The following is an 18,832-nucleotide window of genomic DNA, read 5'->3' as shown; positions in this document are numbered from 1 at the left end:
ACGTGAAGACAAAAAAGGGGCAGTAATCAATGATGATATTACGTACAGCAGCGTTAAATCACAATAGTTTATATCTGTTTTAGCGGCAGTGATAGACCTAACCGCAATTTAATGTCATCCACAACATAATTCACATCCTATATTGAGCGGGAGAGTTTACATGAAGCTTGTCATCCACGGCAAAAATATTGAAATCACCGATGCAATTCGGGAGTATGTGCATCAAAAAATAGAAAGAGCAGTTAGTCATTTTCAGAACATCACAAATGAAGTTGATGTCCACCTTAGCGTAGCCCGCAATCCGCGAATTAGCACTAAACAGGCGGCTGAAGTCACTATTTATGCTAATGGTAACGTCATCCGTGCTGAGGAAAGCAGCGAAAACTTATACGCCAGTATTGACTTGGTAGCAGATAAAATTGCCCGTCAACTGCGTAAATATAAAGAAAGGCGTCAAGACCAAAAAACTCATGCTCAACCAACAAATGAAGCAATAGTTCCCGAACCAGTAGCAGCAGATTTAATCGGCGATCGCACTCCCGAACTTCCCAGTGAAGTCGTGCGTACTAAGTATTTTTCCATGCCACCGATGACTCTAACAGAAGCCTTAGAACAGCTACAACTAGTAGGACATGACTTTTATATGTTCCAAAATTCCGAAACTGGCGAAATTAACGTCATTTACGAACGTAACCACGGCGGTTACGGTGTCATTCAACCCCGTCATAATAATGGACATACCAACGGTCATACCAACGGCAAGAATGGTAAGGCAGTCCAGGCTAATATGATCATGGCAGAAAAGTCCCATCATAAATAGGGACTAGAGACTAGGGACTAGGGACTAGGGGCTAGTCCCGCGATTTCAAAGTCTTATACAATACCACTAAAACGCTGACACATGTAGGAGCGAGTGGGGGCACGGCAATGCCGTGCCCCTACAGCTGGTATCATATCGTGTGGATTTAGGGGTATCTAAAAATTTATCCGGTTAAACAAATAGTTTGAAATCGCGGGACTAGGGACTAGGAAAAAACTCTTCCCCAATCCCCAGTCCCCAATCCCCAATCATTACTTCTTCAGGGCTTGGAGAGTTTTCAGCGCTTCCTCAACGTGACCTTTAAAATTCAACATCGAATCAAAAACATATTGCACCACTCCCTGTTGGTCGATAACATAAGTAACGCGACCGGGGATAAAACCAAAAGCCGTGGTGGCGCCATATAGCTTCCGCACTTGGTCGCCTTTGTCACTTAATAAGGTAAATGGTAGCTGATGCTTCGACGCAAATTTTTGGTGAGATTCCGGTGAATCACCACTCACACCAATCACTTCAGCCCCAGCGGTTTTAAACACTTCATACTGATCGCGAAAAGCGCAAGATTCAATCGTACATCCAGGTGTGTCATCTTTGGGATAAAAGTACAGCACAACAGCATTTTTGCCGCGAAACTCTTCGAGACTTACAGATGAGCCGTTTTGGCCTGTTAGAGTGAAATTGGGCGCAGTATCTCCAACTTTAACGGTCATAGTTACTAAAAATTTAAATGCAACAGTTCTTTACAAAATTTTACAACCATTTTCAGGTAAATAGACCACGCTTTTGGGGCGCAAGTTTGGGGCGCAAGTGGGGCGCAAGGCCTTGCGCCCCTACGAGGATCTTGGGTTATTGCACTTAGTCTAAAAACTTTCCTTGCTCGTCTGCATCAGGAGGAGTATTGTTAGATCCTCAAATCAAAAATTCCGCCTATGCGCCTGACCTCACTTGATGTTTTTCGCGGTATTACCATTGCTGGAATGATTCTCGTCAACATGGCCGGAGTTACAGATGATATCTATCCTCCCTTAGCCCATGCTGACTGGAATGGTTGCACACCAACTGATTTAGTATTTCCCTTTTTTCTGTTCATTGTCGGTGTGGCGATGACTTTTTCGTTGTCAAAGTACACTGAAGGTAACAAACCCACAAAGGCTGTTTATTGGCGAATCCTGCGCCGCGCCGCAATTCTCTTTGCTTTGGGATTGTTACTCAATGGCTTTTGGAATAAAGGCGTTTGGACTTTTGATTTAAGTAGCATCCGCATCATGGGTGTTTTGCAACGCATCAGCTTGAGTTACTTATTTGCTTCCCTCACAGTTCTCAAGCTACCGCGCAAAGGCCAATGGATCTTAGCAGGAGTTTTACTTATTGGCTACTGGCTGACAATGATGTATGTACCAGTTCCCGGTTATGGTGCGGGAGTTTTGACACGGGAAGGGAATTTAGGTGCTTATATTGACCGCTTGATTATACCCACAGCCCATCTATATAAAGGCGATGGCTTCAACTTCCTCGGAGATCCAGAAGGACTATTCAGCACAATTCCCGCTGTCGTTAGTGTCCTGGCTGGCTACTTCACCGGGAATTGGATACGCAACCAATCAGTACAATCACGCACGAGCATAGGATTGGGATTATTTGGCGTTGGTTGCTTAATTATTGCTTGGGCTTGGGGATGGACATTCCCGATCAACAAAAAAATCTGGACGAGTTCCTATGTTTTGTTTACCAGTGGTTGGGCATTATTATTACTCGCTGCTTGTTACGAACTTATCGAAGTGCGGCTAATTCGGCGCTGGAGTAAACCATTTGAAATTATGGGCTTAAATGCGATCGCCCTGTTCGTGGCCTCCGTCTTACTCATTAAAATATTAGTCAAAACCACTATCGGTACAGGCGACAAGGCACCCAGTACCTACAATTGGATTTATCAGAATATTTTCGCCTCTTGGGCTGGTACGTTCAACGGTTCCCTGTTATTTGCCATAGTTACGGTTTTGTTATGGTTGGTAGTCGCCTACGTAATGTATCACAAACGTTGGTTTATTAAAGTATAAAACTAGCTTTAAAAGTGCTGAGTTAGCAGTTGGGAGTTGGGAATTAGGAGTTATTATTCTCCCCAATCCCCAATCCCCAATCCCTGCGAGGTGTCATTTATAGTTCAATACAGTTCAGTTAAGGAAAATTGTCGTAGGGGCACGGCACGAATAAAATTGTCGTTAGAAGAAAAAATTGTGGATGCCGTGCCCCTACAGTGTATATCATTCGAGCCTAACTGAACTGTATTGATTTATAGTTATTCATGAAAGTAATCTCCACCGGAACCATATTTCCAGCTATCAACCAAGCGATGGCAATAATATTGTTGTTTACTTGGCAGATATTTCACCCATGTTTCTAACAATGGACTGAGGGAAAATAAGGCAGCGTAAATACCTAAATTAGTATAATGTACCATCCAATCTAACAAACTCAGTAAACCTACTTGGGGAATTATTTTCACAACTATTCCCGGATGTAATAAACCTGTTCTTAAAAGTGTTTGGGTCAGGGCTGGAAATTGCACGATATCTTGCAAAAATGGCTTGAGTACGGGATTACCTAACTGTTGCATTTCTTGAAATACAGCCGAAAGCAGTTGGTTAATTTGATTCGGTGCAATTTGTTGATTTACACCAACACTCATCGCCTTTTGAAACAACCAGGTAACTGTTAAACTTGGTTGATAAGGTTGCAGTTGTCCTAGCGCTGGTGCAGATAATTGTTCAGCTTGCAATGCTTCATGAATCCCAAATGTTAACCGCTTCAGGTGACGCACCATCGCGCCAAAGCCGCCAAAACTTAAAGGAGATTGACTACCGCTGCTATCTCCCACAGCGAGAATGCGATTCCAAGGGGTTTTGAGTGGACTTTGGCGATAGGTGGGAAAGAAACCAAAAAGCGCCCGTTGAAATTGCAACTGGCTCAATTCTACACCCTGATACTCTGGTAAGAGGCGCAAATATTCCTCAAATAGAGCTTCTAAATTCAAACGTTGCGGATCTGCATCCATGTAGGTAAATAAGTAGGTGGTTCTCCCGTCTCTGGCTGGAAAAGCTTCCCAAAAGTACTGACATTGATTTTGCAAAGATGTGAATGATAACAACAAATCGCCAGAGTGATTTTCCGTAAAACCTTTCGCACAACTTCCCACTACCAAACAAAGCGCATCTGGTTTTTTCCCTTGGCGTGCTTGTTGGGAGATGGGCGAAAAATGTCCCATCGCATCGATTAATAACCTAGTTTTAAATTGGTTATTTACCATGACCCCATCTGGGTGAACTACCGCCTCGCTAAAGGGTGTATTCTCTAGTAAATCGCCGCCAAGAGCCAAAAACTTTGTTTTTAAGGTAGCCAGTAAATAAACAGGATCAACGCCGATGTTGAGGACATCTTCTACCCAAACTTCAGTACCACCATTAAAGCTGACTCGTGCTGGGTTATATTCGGTGGCGATCGCTTGTTCTAATTCTGCAACTGTGAGCAAGTTCAATTCTACAAATACTTCTAACTCTTGGCGCGAGATATTCCACTCTTGCTCCCTACCACGCAAGATTCCCCTCTCCATCACCGCTATCCGCAGTCCCTTTACAGCTAAGGCGCAACCAATTAAAATACCCAAAGTACCACCGCAAACAATCACATCCCAATCCACAGATTCTAAAGATTGTTGATTTTCTTTAACTACCATTGACATTGGAGCATTGTTTGACCTGAGCGATGCCAAAATGCGATCAGTCTGACGCAATCCTCCCAAAACATCGCCTGGTAGTTGAGAGAGAATTTCTTCAGTTAGGGATGGCGACATAAAAGCTAATTTCAACAGTTACAGGATTTCCAGCAGAAGTACTGCTGCATCAATACTATTACGCAGCAGCGAGATTGTATTGTTCTTTTTGACTTTTGCCTTTTGACAGCCTGACGATTTTCGCTACATTGAATCCCCAGTAAAATAAATTTGCCCCAATGCAATGGCAATAGCAACCTCACGGAAGAGCAGCGCCAAATTGTTTTAAATGCCTTGTCCAAGGGGGAATGATGAACAATCAACTGTTTGGTCTGCTGTTTGTTCTGGTGGCCTTGTTGAACAAGAGGCAAGGGAGCAGGGATCTCTTAGCAGGGGAGAAGGAACAGAAACGGGGATTCGACCCCACATTTACGAGAACCACTTAACAGAAGTGGGGGACTCAGACCCATGTTCCGCTCCGCAAACCGCAGGAGTCAGGGGTCATTTCTCCCCGCTCCCTGCCCCCTGCCTCTTCGTTGATTATTGCTGTCTGGCAACAGCAGACTCAATATTTCCAATTAAAAATTGAGGTGCAATATGGGCGTAAATGAATGGATAGAGCTAAAAATCCCCAACGCCGCCCCAAAAACCACCACCGCCAACTCATGGATTGAGTTGCACTTGCCGAACGCTAAAACATTAGGGCGTTTTCTGGCTTGGGGATTGGGGCGAATTGCGTTTTCTGTCGGGTTGTTCGGACTGCAAGGAACTACTGCCACATTGAAATTAGGAATAATTGTATTTCAATCGATTGAAGGCGGATTAAAAAATCTGCTCAAAGTCTATGACGCATTGCCTTATGGAGGCGCACCACTTACACAGGTTCAAAAAATATTTGCCACACATCAAAAATATGTAGGGGCGCAAGGCCTTGCGCCCCTACCCATTCTATCTCTATAGGGCGGGGATGAATAGCAGAGCAGTTTGTCAGTCCCTTAATTACCAATTAATTCCACCGCATCCCTACCATCCCAATCTTGTAAGTAAACTTTGACAATCTCTTCTTTAGCAGTGGGTAACTGCTTACCAATAAAATCTGGATGAATTGGTAACTCACGATGTCCCCTATCTACCAACACAGCTAAACGAATCACCTCAGGTCTACCGTACTCGTTCACCGCATTCAAAGCAGCGCGAATCGTCCGTCCTTTGAAAATCACATCATCTACAAGAATAACCGTTTTCCCTGTCAGATCAAAAGGGATATCAGTTTTCGCCGGAGTCCGCAACCCAATTTGGTCGAGGTCATCCCGATAAAATGTAATATCTAATGCACCCACCGCTACAGATACGCCTTCCAGAATCTCAATTTGACGCGCCAATAAAGGGGCTAACAGCGCACCCCTAGTATAAATACCGAGTAGCGCTAGTTGAGATAAATCACGTGTCGTTTCCACAATCTGAGAGGCCAGGCGAGTTAAAGTGCGACGTATTTCTTCTGATGATAGAATTTCAACTACTTTAGCAGACATAGCCATATACTGATATCCCTGAATAATGAGTTATGAGTTATAAGTTATAAGTTATAAGTTAAAACTTTTAATTCCCAATTCATATAGCGATTTTCAAGTAAGTGGTAGGGGCGCAAGGCCTTGCGCCCCTACCAGTATCTGTGCTTCAAATGCTGTAACTGCTAACTGCTAACTCCTAACTTCTAACTTCTAATATAGCGATCGCCAACCCCAGCCAGAGCAAAAAGCAATATTGAGTCAGTTGCAAAGCTGTCTTGATACTAGTTGAAGTGATGGGATTAATAGCATTTCCCAACAGTGGTTTGTCCTTAGCTACTCCACGATACCAATTTGTACCTCCCATTTGCACATCCAAAATTGCTGCATAGGCGCATTCACTCCAGCCAGAGTTGGGACTAGGATCTTTAACTGCATCTCGGCGACAAAGACGCCAAACATGCAGGGGTTTACCGGATAGTAGCGCCAGGGTGATCACTGTTAACCGACAAGGAAGCCAAGTTAAGCCATCTTCTAACCGCGCACTGAACCACCCTAAATAAGTATAGGGTGGTTCGCGATAGCCCACCATTGAATCTAGGGTACTACTTGCTTTGTATGCTAGTGCTAGGGGTGCAGCCCCTATATAGGGTACAAATGCTCCCACAATGGCATAAAACAGAGGAGCCATCACACCATCGGTGGCATTTTCTGTTACCGTTTCGAGAACAGCTCGCAAAATTTCTGCGGGTGTTAGATTTTCTGTATCTCGACCAACATAATTACTTAAAGTATCACGAGCCTCTGGCAATTTTCCTGCAGTTATTGGTTTTAATACTGCGATCGCCGCTGCACTCAAACTTTTTTGAGCAAAACAACTAGCAAGGAGAATGCTTTCTGTGGCAATTCCCAACAGGGGATGCAGCCATCTAGCAGTTTGAATGATCAACCAGCCGACAATGCCGCTACCAATTATTAAGATTATCCCTAAAAAAATTCCCGCTATCCTTTGTGTTAGAGAATCGTGACAGTATTTCCGAAACAACTTAGTAAGCTGAGAAATCACCCACCCCATAACTTGTACTGGATGAGGCCATCCCCAGGGATCACCAATTAAAAAATCTAAACTAGCAGCAATAATTAAGATATAAGTATTATTGGTCATTAGTCAAGGGTCAAGGGTGAAGAATTAATATTTGGACTTTGGACTAAACCACAAAACTCGCTTCTTCTCCAAGAGTTGCTTGCCAGCTACGAGCGTCGTAATATAGGTCAGCCAGAGTAATACTGTACAAAGCTTCTTTGAGCTTTTGGTTGAGTCTTTGCCAAAGGGTAAATGTTACCCAATCTTCAGCTTGTGTTGGCGTTGGGGTGTGATGAGATAAATGGGTAATGGCTTCACCGACTGCTTCTAAAATTTGTCCTATAGAGATTTTTGCAGGCTCTGTGGCCAATTGGTAGCCACCACCGCTACCACGAATTGACTTGACTAACCCAGCGCGACGCATTTCTATTAGCAATTTTTCTAGATAAGGAGCCGGGATATCTTGGCGTTTGGCAATTGCTCTGACAGACACAGGACCGTAACCTGGCTGTAAACTCAAATCTAGCAACGCTTTGACACTGTAGTGTCCTCTGGTAGTTAGTTTCATTTGTCAGTTTAGGGTTTAGGGTTGTGATTAGTCATTGGTCGGTTGTTTTGCCACTGACCAATGACTAATGACTAATCACTAAGGATCAGTTTTGCTTATCATTCTGTAGCCCCAATCATCGAACTTCCCAACAGACACCTTTTTTAGCGCTACTTTATAAAACTTAAACAAATATAGTCTAGCAGCAATTTACAACATATATATAGTTATCACCATTGGCAGAATTATACAAAATAGATTGTCTTAGAAATATTCGTAATCGAGTAACAATTCTGCCTATGAATGTAATATACTTGGCTAGGTTGAGATAAAAATTAAAGGATTATGTTCCTGCTAGCTCAACGTCAGCTAAAATAAAATCGATTCAACCACTTCAAACATTCGTTTTCGACCTAAGTTGATGCCTAAACAGAAAAAGATTGAACCCCTAGTCGGTGAAGAGCTACTCAGAAAAGTCAAGGAGCTAGAGAGCGAGAGCAAAGAAGATAAAGCCAAGAAGTGCGGCTACTATACCGTTACCAAAAACGGTATCGAGCGTGTCAATATGATGAAGTTCTTAAACGCCCTAATTGATGCCGAGGGTATTCAGTTGGACAGCACACCCAGTGCGAATGGGCGTGGGGGACGTAGTGCTAGTTATAGAATTAGTGTGCAATCGAATGGTAACTTACTGATAGGTTCAGCTTATACTAAACAGATGAATCTCAAGCCAGGAGATGAGTTTCTCATCACTTTAGGCAAAAAGCATATTCGTCTGAGACAGGTAGACCCAGAAGACAGAGAAGATGTTGAAGCCTTGGAACTGACAGCTTAATAACTGGTCAGTTGTCACTTGTCAGTTGTCAGTTGTTGAAATTTTCCACTGACCACTGACTAATGACTAATGAGTAATAACTATATCTGTTGTGGGTAGCACTGGTAAATAGTGGCGAAGTGCTTGGCGCGTTACTGCTAAATTGCAAGTTAAGGCAATTTGTTCGCGTTCTAGTAAACCTAAAATGAGATCAGGATTATCTCGTGCTACCACTGGTAACTGATGCAAACCTCGAAGAGCCATGCGATCTAAAGCCTCAGATAATGGTTCATCACCCCAAGCATAGAGAATTTCCGTAGTACAAATGTCTATGAGAGTTTGACTAGATAAATTACCCTGGATAACGCCTGGGGAATTCTGGTGATTTTGCCAAACAGAAAGGGCGTAGTTGATATCTTCCAAAGAAAGGATACCAACTAATTGTTCTGCTTCATCAATTACTAAAGCACTACGACATTGATGGTGTGTCATTTCCACAGCCGCCTCTAAAATACCGAGGGTTGCTGGTAGCTTTTTCACTGAAGAGAGCATGGCTTCTTCTACCAAGATTTGCTGCATAATTTCTGCTTTTTCGTCTTTCAACTCCGACAGACCGATCTGTTGTAGATTGGAATTAGAGTTGACAGTCGGCTTCATCCTATCTATTAGCCACACACTCAAACCCACTGCTGCCATCAAAGGTAAAACAATGCGGTAGTCACGGGTTAATTCAAACAGCATCAAAATTGCCGTTAACGGCGCTCTGACACTGGCGGCCAAAACTGCAGCCATACCTACCATTGCGTAAGCTGGGGGAGCCGCCATTTGGGCGCCAATTGCCGGCAGAAGGGTTGCTACAATTTTGGCATAAGCTGAACCAAAAGAAGCACCCAAAAACATTGCAGGGGCAAACAAACCACCGACGAAACCGCTACCCGCACTAATCGCCGTCACCAGCAGTTTGACAACTAGCAGCCAAATCAACAGTGGGAGCGAAAACTCCACATCCTGAAGCATCGCTTGGACAGTTCCATAACCGATACCCAAAATTTGGGGAAAATACAAAGCGGCTGCGCCGACGATAACGCCACCAATAACTGGGTGAATCGGCCGAGGAATTTGTCCTAAAAAACCAAAACCAGGAACCTGTCCAGCAAAGGCAGCTTTTGCTAAACTAATTAATTCAGTATAAGTTAGAGAAACTAGACTTGCCCCCAAACCCAAGCCCATATACAGCGGTAATTCCAGCGGACTGCGGACATGATAAACAGGTAAAGCAAAAGCCGGTTGTGCCCCCAAGCCAATTTGAGCAATTAACGCCGCCACCACTGCAGCTAGTAACACCACACTCACAGTAGAGGTAGCAAAAGATGCAGAACCCATCACCACCTCTAGGGCAAAAAACACCCCAGCAATTGGGGCATTAAATCCCGCAGCCAAGCCAGCAGCAGCCCCTGCACCCAAAAGTAACCGCTGCTGCTCGCGAGATACTTGTAATATTTGAGAAAACAGCATCCCCAAATTGGCGCCGATTTCTACAGACGGACCCTCTGGCCCCAAAGAAGCGCCGCTCCCCAAGGATACAGCCGCCGCGAACATTTTCGTCACTGGTCGTAGTTGCTGTCCTAGTTCGGTTCCTTGGGAGGCGGCGATCATAGATGAAAGTCCAGGCCCAAAATCTTGAGTGCGCCAACGCATCAAACCGACGATTAAGCCGCCAAGAGTGGGAACGCAGGCTAAAGTCCAAGCACCCCAACCGCCTATCACGCTCATCAAATTTTCCAGCATGAGCTTATGAATCAGCTCGATCAAATAGTGAAAAGTAACTATACCCATACCCGTGCCACCGCCAATGAGTATGGCTAAAAACAGCACAACTGTTTCTAGGGATGGTTGAAAACGGTTAATCAGGTGGGTTAAATGGACAAAAGGTGAAGGAAAGGCAGGTTGTTCCGTCACCTTCCTCAATTCGTTGGGAGGCAAGAGAGTCATTGCGCTTAGGGGTAAATGTAAGAAGAAATTTAAGTTTTTATTTGTTACTTCTCATTGTGAGTCATTATTTAGCAACCAGACAAGTATCCTTGATTTCCCTCCTTGACAAAGTTTTAGTGAAAAAAATTTCAACTGTTTAAAATTTTTATGGGGAGAATAGTGAAATGGGAGAGAATTAATAGTAAATGGTCAACGAGCGGTGCTAGGGTGCGAATAAGTGCGGACTCGATCTCCAAAGGAAAAGTACAGTATATGTAGATTTGGTGGGTGCGCTTTCACCTAACGGCGGTGACGAGTCATCATCAGTTAAATCTAGCTATACTCGTGTTGCGACCATTGAGCCATACCTTGGTAGTCATCAAATTTTTGGTGTGATTTATGACTGATGTCAGACCACACCAGGGAGTCTACCAAGTGTGACGCGGCAATTCAATATAGCTAATGTTATAGAGCGAGTAAATGGACTAGGCGGACGAGGTAGATGAATATACACACCTTTGATAATCATTATGTTACTTGCCCAATTTGCCAAAGAAATGCCACGCCAAAACCAGTTAAGACGTGCATTGGCTTGTTTACCTGTCCGTATTGTCAGGAACGATTAGTAGTTTGTCAAAGCGGCCATTACGTTCGCGATCCGTTTACTCTCAAACAGATGATGATCTCTTCGGTGCTACGTCGTCAAAGCCGACCTCTAGCTAGAATTATACGAGATTTTGTCTTTCTCAAGCGTCCTGTTGTAGCTTTAGCTGTGGGAGGTGCAATTATCTTGGGTATGGTTGCTCTTAGCCATCAAAGTACAAGCTACGACCATCCCAAGACACTAGGAACAGAGAAAATTAACGAGCCGGGTAAAAAGATTGAATAAGTATATTTACTGGTATAAATAACTCTCTCGTGGGTTCAGTACCATTATATCTAAAAATATACGTGCAACACCCAGAGAGCTGGCATCATTTTCCATAAATGTAGGGTGCATGATCTCAATTTCCACGAATCCCAATTTGGGATTCGTGGCTAGGGGCTAAGAACTGTAACCTAAAAGCTATTCAAGCCTCATCAAAGCTCGTCAATTTTGAGTAGGTATCACGAAAAGATGGTAGGATAATCAATAATAATTAACGGTTAACAACCGTGCCGTCAGAGGATAAACCTTCCAGCATAGACTGGCGTTTGATAAACGTGCCATAGGCGAAGTGCAGGCGACCTAGACAGAGGGTCGTTAGTAGCGCCTCAAACAGAAGTTATTCTGTAACTTCGACACATATAGCGATCAGTTAGATCGTGTTAGCCTGTGGACTGGTTAACGCCGACGTTGCCAGAATGTTCGCTCTTAGCGTTCCCGGAGGGAAGCAGGAAGTAAGCATCAAACTACACATGAGTAGATTTGTCTATTTGTGAGTAGTTATGAATAGGTCTTATGTAACGGATGAGACAATGTGTAGAATGCTTACCATATAGCGTTTCTCGGTCTAGTGAGCTATATCAGAGCCAGATCCTGGCTGGCGCGGGGTTGGGGTTCTTGTAGCTCACTCAACTGAGAACCGCTATAGTGTTTATCTTAAGTTGACACCAATGAGCATTGCTATCCCCCTACTGACAAATGAAAAATTTCTGGTGAACTACCCTATCGCTGGGGACTGCTATCGCCAAACTTAATTAAAAGGGCGATCGCAATACTCACAGCCAAAATTAATGTCATACTCAAAGCAGAACCAAAACCCCAATTTTGCGTAGCTCCGAGAAACTGGTTATAAATTAATCTCGCCGTCGTCATACTAGAAGCACCACCAAGCAATTCTGGGTCAACAAAATCGCCCAAACCGGTGATAAATACCAGCATTGCACCAGCGTTAATTCCTGGTAAGGTTTGCGGTATGGTAACATTCCAAAAAGCTTTGATAGGATTTGCACCCAAATCTGCAGCGGCTTCTAGTAAGCGTTTATCTAACTTTTCTAGCGCAGCATATAAAATCAACACCATGTAAGGTAATAAGCTATAGCTCATACCAATCAATACTGCTGGAATTTGATTGAGTAAACTTAACGTAGGCAAGTGTAAACTTGTTAGTAAACTATTCAATAAACCAGTCGGACGCAAAATCGTAATCCAAGCATAAGAACGGAGCAAGGAAGAAGTCCACAAAGGCAAAATAAAGCCTAATAATAGCAAATTTCGCCAGCGCTGCGGTGCTATCAAAGCAATCCAATAAGCAACAGGAAAACCCAAAAGTAAACAGATTATTGTCGTGCTACTAGCCAAAAGCAGCGAACGCACAATCACTTGCAAATAAAGGGGGTCAATTATCCGAATATAGTTCGCTAACCCACTAGGATTAACAACATCCCCCGGTCGAATATTTGGAACTAAACTCAATTCAAAAATAATCAGACTTGGTAGAACTAGCAACAGTAACAACCAAATACCAGCTGGCGCAAGTAATACAAAAGGCTCTACCCAATTTAACTTTGATTTTGTCATTGGTCATTTGTCATTGGTCATTTGTCATTGGTCATTGGTCATTTGTCATTTGTCATTGGTCATTGGTCATTTGTCATTGGTCATTTGTCATTGGTCATTTGTTATTTGTCATTGGTCATTTGTCATTTGTCATTGGTCATTTGTTATTTCTCAGGACTTACACTAGTGTCACATTGAAAGAATGGTGCGTGACGCTACAAGTCTTGTAACTACGTACAATATTTATCGAAGCGTCACGCACCCTACGATTATTAATGTGCCCGGAGAGTAGATCCTATTTGTTATTTGTCATTCGTCCAACTCCTAACTCCTAACTCCTAACTCCTAACTCCTAACTCCTAACTCCTAACTTATAACCATGTTACCCACTAGTCAATTGCGTCCAATATCGCTCATAAACCTCTTCAAACTTCCCTATAGGAGTAATACGTTCACACTTTTCTACAAGCGACTCTGGGGGAAACAAATTGGTATTATTTTGAATTTTATTTGGTAATTGTTCAAAACCAGCACGATTGGGTGTAGCCACGTTCAGGCGTTGACTAATTTGGGCTGCAATTTCTGGTTGCAAAATAAAGTTAATCCAAGCATAGGCTCCATCCAAATTAGCTACAGTTTTGGGAATTACAATAGTGTCAGTCCATAATGAAGAACCACTGCGGGGAATTACATACTTGAGTTGGGGATTTTCCTTACTAACTCGGACAGCATCTGCAGAGTAACACATTGCTAATACTAAATCACCTGCTAGAATTTGATTTTGCCAAGCATCAGTGTCAAAAGCTGCTATTGTCGGTTTAAGCTCTTGCAATTTTTCATAAGCTTGTTTAATTTGGTTTTCATCTTGTGAATTGTATGAATAACCCAGCATCCGCAAGGCTGCACCCATGACCTCTCGAACATCATTTAGCATCGTCATTCGCTTATTCAGTAGGGGGGTATTTTGCCAAAGATATTCCCAGTCCTCTGGTGGATTTTTAATTACTTCAGAATTATAAAGTAACCCTGTTGTTCCCCAATTGAAAGGGATACTATAACGGTTATTCACATCATAACTTGAATTTTGAAAACGCGGAAATAAATTTTCTAAACCGATTAAGCGCTGATGATTTATTTCTGTTAATAAACCTTTATCTACCATTTTTTGTACCATGTAATCCGATGGGTAGATAATGCTGTAATTTCCACCACCAGCAGCTTGCAATTTAGCCAACATCACATCATTAGAATCATACACATCCGCCAGCACTTTCATGCCAGTTTGCACGCTAAAATTTGTCAGCAATTGTGGATCTGTATATTGCGTCCAAGTATATATATAAAGTTGGTCACGTTGACCCTTCGTCTTAGCATTAGCGCGGATATCAGCCAGCCTCCAGCCGCACCCGGTTAATGATAAGCTAGCAAGTGCGGACACACCGTGTAAAAATTTTCTTCTGTTTGTCATAGGTCAAGGGTCAAGGGTCAAGGGTCAAGGGTCAAGGGTCAAGGGTCAAGGGTCAAGGGTCAAGGGTCAAGGGTCAAGGGTGATTCTTTTTCTGAGACATTGCCTATAGATTTGAGATATGAATTTAATTGTGGTCTCAATTGATCAATTATTAATTTGAGTTTATCTATCTGCTCAATTGTTAAAAGCTTACGAATGTATGCTCGTCTTAACCAATGTTGAGTCTCATTTAAAGAACCTCTTGCTATTTTGATAAATCGGCGATTATCTTGATAACTCCCTCGACCAACGCCTTCTGCTATATTTGCCCCAATGCTATCTGCTGAACGCACTATCTGTATACCCATTGTATTTTTGGCAAAGATATCCCATCTCTCGACTATTTTCCAAATTTCATCAGCTAATTTTTCTGCCAATTTATAAACCCGCAATTCTTGAAAATACCTACTAGACATCTCTTGACCCTTGACTTTTGACTTTTGACTTTTGACCCTTGACTTTTGACCCTTGACTTTTGACCAATAACTATTGACTAATCGCCAAACCATCACTTTCTGACCACCAGGCGTAGATGGGTGTATTGCGGTCTGGTAAGCTGCCAAAAGTGTTAGGCTGCAAAACGTTGATGGTGATTCCATTTGTTAATTCCACAACATAATTAACGTGTGTACCTAAATACATCACGTTGATTAGTCTTGCTTCAAAGCAGTTAGTCGGTAAATTGGGGGGATAGAGGGAAAGTTGAATTTTTTCTGGACGGATGCTGACTACTACTGGTTGCGCTAATTGGGTGGGTGTTTCTTCACGACGGGTAACGACTATTGTTAGTCCGGTTTTTGTGACAATTTTGATGGTAGAGGCGTCTACTGTGGAAATTTCACCACTAAATAAATTCGTGTCTCCGATGAAATCTGCGACAAAAGATGTGCGAGGAAATTCGTAAATTTGGCTAGGAGTACCAATTTGCTCAATTTTGCCTTGATTCATTACAGCAATGCGATCAGATAAGGATAGCGCCTCTTCCTGGTCGTGTGTTACCATGACAAAAGTCCAGCCTAGGTCTTTGTGTAAATTTGATAGTTCGACCTGCATCTCTTTACGCAGTTTTAAATCTAAGGCTCCCAATGGTTCATCTAGTAGTATTACAGATGGGCGATTGACTAAAGCCCTAGCTAAGGCGACCCGTTGCTGTTGACCACCAGAGAGTTGACTGGGAAAGCGCGATCGCAAACTTTCCATTTTGACCAGTTTTAAAGCTTCTTTAACGCGGCTGTCAATTTCTGATTTGCGAACATTTTTCAGCCGCAGTCCGAAGGCGATGTTATCCCACACGTTGAGGTGGTTAAATAGAGCATAACTTTGAAATACTGTATTGACAGGTCGGCGATAAGGGGGGACATTATTCATAGACTCCCCCTGTATTAATACCTTCCCCGCATCAGCCATTTCAAATCCAGCAATTAATCTGAGTGTGGTTGTTTTACCACAACCGGATGGACCTAGGATACTAAAAAATTCTCCCTGTCTGACATCCAGGTCTATTCCATTGACTGCTGGTTCTTGGTTGAAAAACTTGAACACGTTACGCAGTTCAACATCAAGCGGTTGCAAAGCCCTTATCCCCCTATGATTCTGCGTTACAGTTTGAGCCATAATCCTCGGTAGAATGCCATGATTTTAGGTGATTGTGCCCATGAATGTAGTCTATGAGGCAGACTAAATGGAACACTTTGGTTTATTGTATCTATCAAAAACAACTGATAAGGAATATTTTCCCTGTATTCTCGGCATTTACTACCGAATAGGACTGAGGGTTATTGAATACAAATAATTGTAATCTTATTTTTTAATTTGCTGTTATGGCTATATTTCCATCCTCTCTATCTGGGGCAAAAAAGGATATACGTACAGTAGGGCGTGGTGTCCAGTCGATATTTTTAATCGTCTTTACTCTGGTGATGACGATTGGTATCGACGCTCGTTTGGCGTATTTGCAAATTGTTGATGGTCCAAAACTGCGACAAAGAGCAGAATCGAACCGGATTCGATTGATTCTCAAGCAACCGGAACGAGGCAACATTTTTGACCGCAATGGTAAACTCTTAGCCAGTACTCGCTATCCGCACTCTGTATATTTGTGGCCGATGGCACATACTAAGCCTTCGTGGTCGGTGGTGGGTCGGCGTCTGTCGCCAATTCTCAACATCCCCCAAGAGGAGATGGAAAAGAAACTAGAACAGGCTGGTGCCAATTCTTCTTCACTGATCCGCATTGCTCGCGACTTGAATGAAGCTCAACTGACTGCTTTAAAGGAGTATGAAACAGAACTCCCAGATGTACAAATAAATACCGAAGCCGTTCGCTATTACCCCCACGGTCGAGAATTGGCTCATGTCCTGGGTTATACTCGTGAATTGACCGCCGAACAGTTAAAAGATAAGAAGCCCGAAGGCTACCGACTGGGAGATGTCATTGGTCAGATGGGCGTGGAAAAAGCCTATGAGAAAACACTCCGGGGTGAATGGGGTGGTCAGCAGGTGGAAGTCGATGGTGCTGGTCGGCCAATTCGGGTTTTGGGCGAAAAACAGGCTCAGGCTGGTAATGATTTACATTTGACCATAGATTGGGATGTGCAACAAGCCGCCGATAAAGCTTTGGGAAAATACCAAGGTGCGATAGTCGCTATTGACCCGAATAATGGTGCGGTCTTAGCAATGGCGTCTCACCCCACCTACGATCCCAATATCTTCTCTAAGCAAAAACTCTCTCAAAAAGACTGGGAAACTGTACAAGGTAAAGATCATCCCCTAGTTAATCGCGCCCTCAGCGCTTTTCCCCCCGCTAGCACTTTCAAAATTATTACCACCTCAGCAGGTCTGGAATCGGGAAAATTTGCTCCTGACTCAGTACTGCAAACCTTCGGTTCTTTAACTGTCGGTGGAGTCACTTTTGGTGAATGGAACCACTCTGGATTTGGTCCGTTGGGATTTCCTGGTGCGATCGCCATGAGTAGTGATACCTTCTTTTATCAAGTTGGGAGAAGAGTCGGTGGTCCTACTTTGATCGCATGGAGTCGCAAATATGGGTTCGGTCGCAAAACCGGGGTTGAGTTTGTCAACGAAGAATCAAAAGGCTTGGTTCCCGACGAAATATGGAAGCAAAAAGTATTTAAGCTACCCTGGACTGTAGGTGATACCATAAATATGTCAATTGGTCAAGGCGCCCTGCAAGTTACACCGCTGCAATCGGCGATTATGTTTTCTGTGCCGGCTAATGGTGGCTATCGCGTGAAGCCGCACTTACTCAAAGACCATGAAGCTGCAAAAAACTGGCGAGAATCGTTAAATATGAAGCCGGAAACTATCAAAGTTCTCCGCGACGGACTGCGAAAGGTAATTACTGAGGGGACAGGTAAGCGTTTGAACAAAATTGTTTCGCGCAGTCCCCACCTAAAAATACTATAAAAATATCTACATTTTAGGTGGGGTAAGCTACACATGTATAAAACGCGCAGCAACAATTATTCTTTCATGCTATCATTCTAGTAATTAGTTTTTGCGGTACTGTAAAAGCTTTACGGCCGGAGACATAGACCAATTTCACTAATTATTTATAACGAGTAAAAAGTCATTATATTAATAATACTTTTTACTAGGGTGTATGCGCGGAGCGCAGGCTTCGCCAACGTAAGCGAAAGTTCTAACGACACACTGAGAACGCCAGTAACCCTGGTAACGCTCAAGAAGTATTACAGCTTCTTAGCGCACGAATCCCCATCTATAATCTTTGATTTAGATGGGGTGCGTTCAATCTACCAACCATTGCTCCAGCATCCGGGAAAAGTGGCACCGCTGAAGCTGGTACTGGTCGCCCAAATCATACTTGGTTTGGTGCCTATGCTCCCAGTGATCAGCCAGAAATTGCAGTTGTCGCTTTTGGGGAAAACTCCGGCGATCATGGCGGAACTGTTTGTGGACCAATGGTCTTACAAGTGATGGAAGCATATTTCCAGCATAAGTATCCCGGTAAGTGTCAGAAACCCCACGGCTAAAGCCGGGGGCTTCAAAAAGCCCTAATCTGACCAGACTAAGTTCTTAACTGAACTACGTTAGAGGTAAGAGTTAAAGACCTACCAGGGGATGCGAAGCTAGTTCCCTGCTCTAGAACTAGACGATTAAACAGGCTTAAAGGGGTTAAACCCGTGTCGTTTAGATAGTTACCGACCTCTAACATTGTCGTTCGCGCAGCGTCTCCTCTTAGGAGAAGCTAACATTACTGGAGTAGCAAGGCGATTCCCGGCATACAGGGAAATGGATAAGTACTACTCCTCTGCTTATCCAGCCCCGAAAGGGGGACAGCGAATAAATTCGCC

At 43.3% G+C, this 18,832-nt stretch carries 17 protein-coding genes and 1 pseudogene; 8 read left to right on the top strand and 10 right to left on the bottom strand.

Annotated features, from left to right (window positions below):
• The first annotated feature begins 160 nt into the window (after positions 1-160).
• On the top strand, positions 161-820 hold the full coding sequence (gene raiA / locus HEQ19_02475) for a ribosome-associated translation inhibitor RaiA (protein WYL98554.1): 660 nt from the start codon (positions 161-163) through the stop codon (positions 818-820).
• A gap of 251 nt (positions 821-1,071) precedes the next feature.
• Here raiA and HEQ19_02470 read toward each other — a convergent pair whose 3' ends face one another.
• Entirely contained in the window at positions 1,072-1,530 is a 459-nt protein-coding gene (locus HEQ19_02470; protein ID WYL98553.1) for a peroxiredoxin, read from the bottom strand.
• Positions 1,531-1,749: 219 nt separating this feature from the next.
• On the opposite strand from HEQ19_02470, the gene HEQ19_02465 reads away from it, so the two are divergent.
• The gene (locus tag HEQ19_02465) at positions 1,750-2,877 is read left to right on the top strand and encodes an acyltransferase family protein (GenBank protein WYL98552.1); all 1,128 of its coding nucleotides are present in this window, start codon (positions 1,750-1,752) and stop codon (positions 2,875-2,877) included.
• A gap of 239 nt (positions 2,878-3,116) precedes the next feature.
• Here HEQ19_02465 and HEQ19_02460 read toward each other — a convergent pair whose 3' ends face one another.
• Positions 3,117-4,667, bottom strand: a complete 1,551-nt coding sequence (locus HEQ19_02460) for an FAD-binding oxidoreductase (GenBank protein WYL98551.1) — start codon at positions 4,665-4,667, stop codon at positions 3,117-3,119.
• Positions 4,668-5,183: 516 nt separating this feature from the next.
• Here HEQ19_02460 and HEQ19_02455 point away from each other — a divergent pair.
• Entirely contained in the window at positions 5,184-5,546 is a 363-nt protein-coding gene (locus tag HEQ19_02455) for a hypothetical protein (GenBank protein WYL98550.1), read from the top strand.
• 35 nt (positions 5,547-5,581) lie between these two features.
• Here the strand turns inward: HEQ19_02455 and pyrR are convergent, their stop codons facing one another.
• The 3 genes from pyrR to HEQ19_02440 all read right to left on the bottom strand — a co-directional run bounded on the left by pyrR (position 5,582) and on the right by HEQ19_02440 (position 7,746).
• A complete protein-coding gene (gene pyrR / locus HEQ19_02450; protein WYM03219.2) occupies positions 5,582-6,124 on the bottom strand; it encodes a bifunctional pyr operon transcriptional regulator/uracil phosphoribosyltransferase PyrR in 543 nt (180 codons plus the stop codon).
• A gap of 169 nt (positions 6,125-6,293) precedes the next feature.
• On the bottom strand, positions 6,294-7,259 hold the full coding sequence (gene cbiB, locus HEQ19_02445) for an adenosylcobinamide-phosphate synthase CbiB (protein ID WYL98549.1): 966 nt from the start codon (positions 7,257-7,259) through the stop codon (positions 6,294-6,296).
• Between the two features lie 43 nt (positions 7,260-7,302).
• Entirely contained in the window at positions 7,303-7,746 is a 444-nt protein-coding gene (locus HEQ19_02440; protein WYL98548.1) for an Rrf2 family transcriptional regulator, read from the bottom strand.
• 400 nt (positions 7,747-8,146) lie between these two features.
• Here HEQ19_02440 and HEQ19_02435 point away from each other — a divergent pair, with 400 nt between their 5' ends.
• Positions 8,147-8,560, top strand: coding sequence for an AbrB family transcriptional regulator (locus tag HEQ19_02435; protein ID WYL98547.1), 414 nt, complete (start codon positions 8,147-8,149; stop codon positions 8,558-8,560).
• 66 nt (positions 8,561-8,626) lie between these two features.
• Here the strand turns inward: HEQ19_02435 and HEQ19_02430 are convergent, their stop codons facing one another.
• Positions 8,627-10,531, bottom strand: a complete 1,905-nt coding sequence (locus tag HEQ19_02430) for a chloride channel protein (GenBank protein WYL98546.1) — start codon at positions 10,529-10,531, stop codon at positions 8,627-8,629.
• Between the two features lie 481 nt (positions 10,532-11,012).
• On the opposite strand from HEQ19_02430, the gene HEQ19_02420 reads away from it, so the two are divergent.
• Positions 11,013-11,399: a hypothetical protein gene (locus HEQ19_02420; protein WYL98545.1), complete on the top strand. Its 387-nt coding sequence runs from the start codon at positions 11,013-11,015 to the stop codon at positions 11,397-11,399.
• A 759-nt stretch (positions 11,400-12,158) separates the two neighbouring features.
• Here HEQ19_02420 and HEQ19_02415 read toward each other — a convergent pair.
• Positions 12,159-13,013, bottom strand: a complete 855-nt coding sequence (locus tag HEQ19_02415) for an ABC transporter permease (GenBank protein ID WYL98544.1) — start codon at positions 13,011-13,013, stop codon at positions 12,159-12,161.
• On the opposite strand from HEQ19_02415, the gene HEQ19_02410 reads away from it, so the two are divergent.
• Positions 13,007-13,222 (top strand): hypothetical protein, encoded by a 216-nt coding sequence (locus HEQ19_02410; protein WYL98086.1) that lies wholly within the window; start codon positions 13,007-13,009, stop codon positions 13,220-13,222. The two genes, HEQ19_02415 and HEQ19_02410, sit on opposite strands and share 7 nt — an antisense overlap.
• Positions 13,223-13,374: 152 nt before the next feature.
• On the opposite strand, the gene HEQ19_02405 is transcribed toward HEQ19_02410, so the two are convergent.
• The 3 genes from HEQ19_02405 to HEQ19_02395 form a co-directional block, all read right to left on the bottom strand.
• The gene (locus HEQ19_02405; protein ID WYL98543.1) at positions 13,375-14,460 is read right to left on the bottom strand and encodes a spermidine/putrescine ABC transporter substrate-binding protein; all 1,086 of its coding nucleotides are present in this window, start codon (positions 14,458-14,460) and stop codon (positions 13,375-13,377) included.
• A gap of 59 nt (positions 14,461-14,519) precedes the next feature.
• Entirely contained in the window at positions 14,520-14,915 is a 396-nt protein-coding gene (locus HEQ19_02400; protein ID WYL98542.1) for a four helix bundle protein, read from the bottom strand.
• 70 nt (positions 14,916-14,985) lie between these two features.
• Positions 14,986-16,113 carry an ABC transporter ATP-binding protein gene (locus HEQ19_02395; protein WYL98541.1) on the bottom strand — a complete coding sequence of 376 codons (1,128 nt, stop codon included), beginning with the start codon at positions 16,111-16,113 and terminating at the stop codon, positions 14,986-14,988.
• Between the two features lie 206 nt (positions 16,114-16,319).
• On the opposite strand from HEQ19_02395, the gene mrdA reads away from it, so the two are divergent.
• Complete coding sequence (gene mrdA / locus HEQ19_02390; protein WZI67094.1) at positions 16,320-17,924, top strand: penicillin-binding protein 2; 1,605 nt, start codon at positions 16,320-16,322, stop codon at positions 17,922-17,924.
• Between the two features lie 344 nt (positions 17,925-18,268).
• Positions 18,269-18,511 (top strand): annotated as a pseudogene (locus tag HEQ19_02385) (penicillin-binding transpeptidase domain-containing protein).
• The last annotated feature ends 321 nt before the right edge of the window (positions 18,512-18,832 follow it).

Origin of the sequence: Gloeotrichia echinulata CP02, from assembly GCA_038087035.1 — a bacterium.
Taxonomy (GTDB): Bacteria; Cyanobacteriota; Cyanobacteriia; order Cyanobacteriales; family Nostocaceae; genus Gloeotrichia; species Gloeotrichia echinulata.
This window is presented reverse-complemented; position numbering and strand designations above follow the sequence as displayed.

Bases quoted from the DNA above. Each gene is read 5' to 3' on its own strand.
- raiA (WYL98554.1), top strand. From the start codon at position 161: ATGAAGCTTGTCATCCACGGCAAAAATATTGAAATCACCGATGCAATT.
- HEQ19_02470 (WYL98553.1), bottom strand. From the start codon at position 1,530: ATGACCGTTAAAGTTGGAGATACTGCGCCCAATTTCACTCTAACAGGC.
- HEQ19_02465 (WYL98552.1), top strand. From the start codon at position 1,750: ATGCGCCTGACCTCACTTGATGTTTTTCGCGGTATTACCATTGCTGGA.
- HEQ19_02460 (WYL98551.1), bottom strand. From the start codon at position 4,667: ATGTCGCCATCCCTAACTGAAGAAATTCTCTCTCAACTACCAGGCGAT.
- HEQ19_02455 (WYL98550.1), top strand. From the start codon at position 5,184: ATGGGCGTAAATGAATGGATAGAGCTAAAAATCCCCAACGCCGCCCCA.
- pyrR (WYM03219.2), bottom strand. From the start codon at position 6,124: ATGGCTATGTCTGCTAAAGTAGTTGAAATTCTATCATCAGAAGAAATA.
- cbiB (WYL98549.1), bottom strand. From the start codon at position 7,259: ATGACCAATAATACTTATATCTTAATTATTGCTGCTAGTTTAGATTTT.
- HEQ19_02440 (WYL98548.1), bottom strand. From the start codon at position 7,746: ATGAAACTAACTACCAGAGGACACTACAGTGTCAAAGCGTTGCTAGAT.
- HEQ19_02435 (WYL98547.1), top strand. From the start codon at position 8,147: ATGCCTAAACAGAAAAAGATTGAACCCCTAGTCGGTGAAGAGCTACTC.
- HEQ19_02430 (WYL98546.1), bottom strand. From the start codon at position 10,531: ATGACTCTCTTGCCTCCCAACGAATTGAGGAAGGTGACGGAACAACCT.
- HEQ19_02420 (WYL98545.1), top strand. From the start codon at position 11,013: ATGAATATACACACCTTTGATAATCATTATGTTACTTGCCCAATTTGC.
- HEQ19_02415 (WYL98544.1), bottom strand. From the start codon at position 13,013: ATGACAAAATCAAAGTTAAATTGGGTAGAGCCTTTTGTATTACTTGCG.
- HEQ19_02405 (WYL98543.1), bottom strand. From the start codon at position 14,460: ATGACAAACAGAAGAAAATTTTTACACGGTGTGTCCGCACTTGCTAGC.
- HEQ19_02400 (WYL98542.1), bottom strand. From the start codon at position 14,915: ATGTCTAGTAGGTATTTTCAAGAATTGCGGGTTTATAAATTGGCAGAA.
- HEQ19_02395 (WYL98541.1), bottom strand. From the start codon at position 16,113: ATGGCTCAAACTGTAACGCAGAATCATAGGGGGATAAGGGCTTTGCAA.
- mrdA (WZI67094.1), top strand. From the start codon at position 16,320: ATGGCTATATTTCCATCCTCTCTATCTGGGGCAAAAAAGGATATACGT.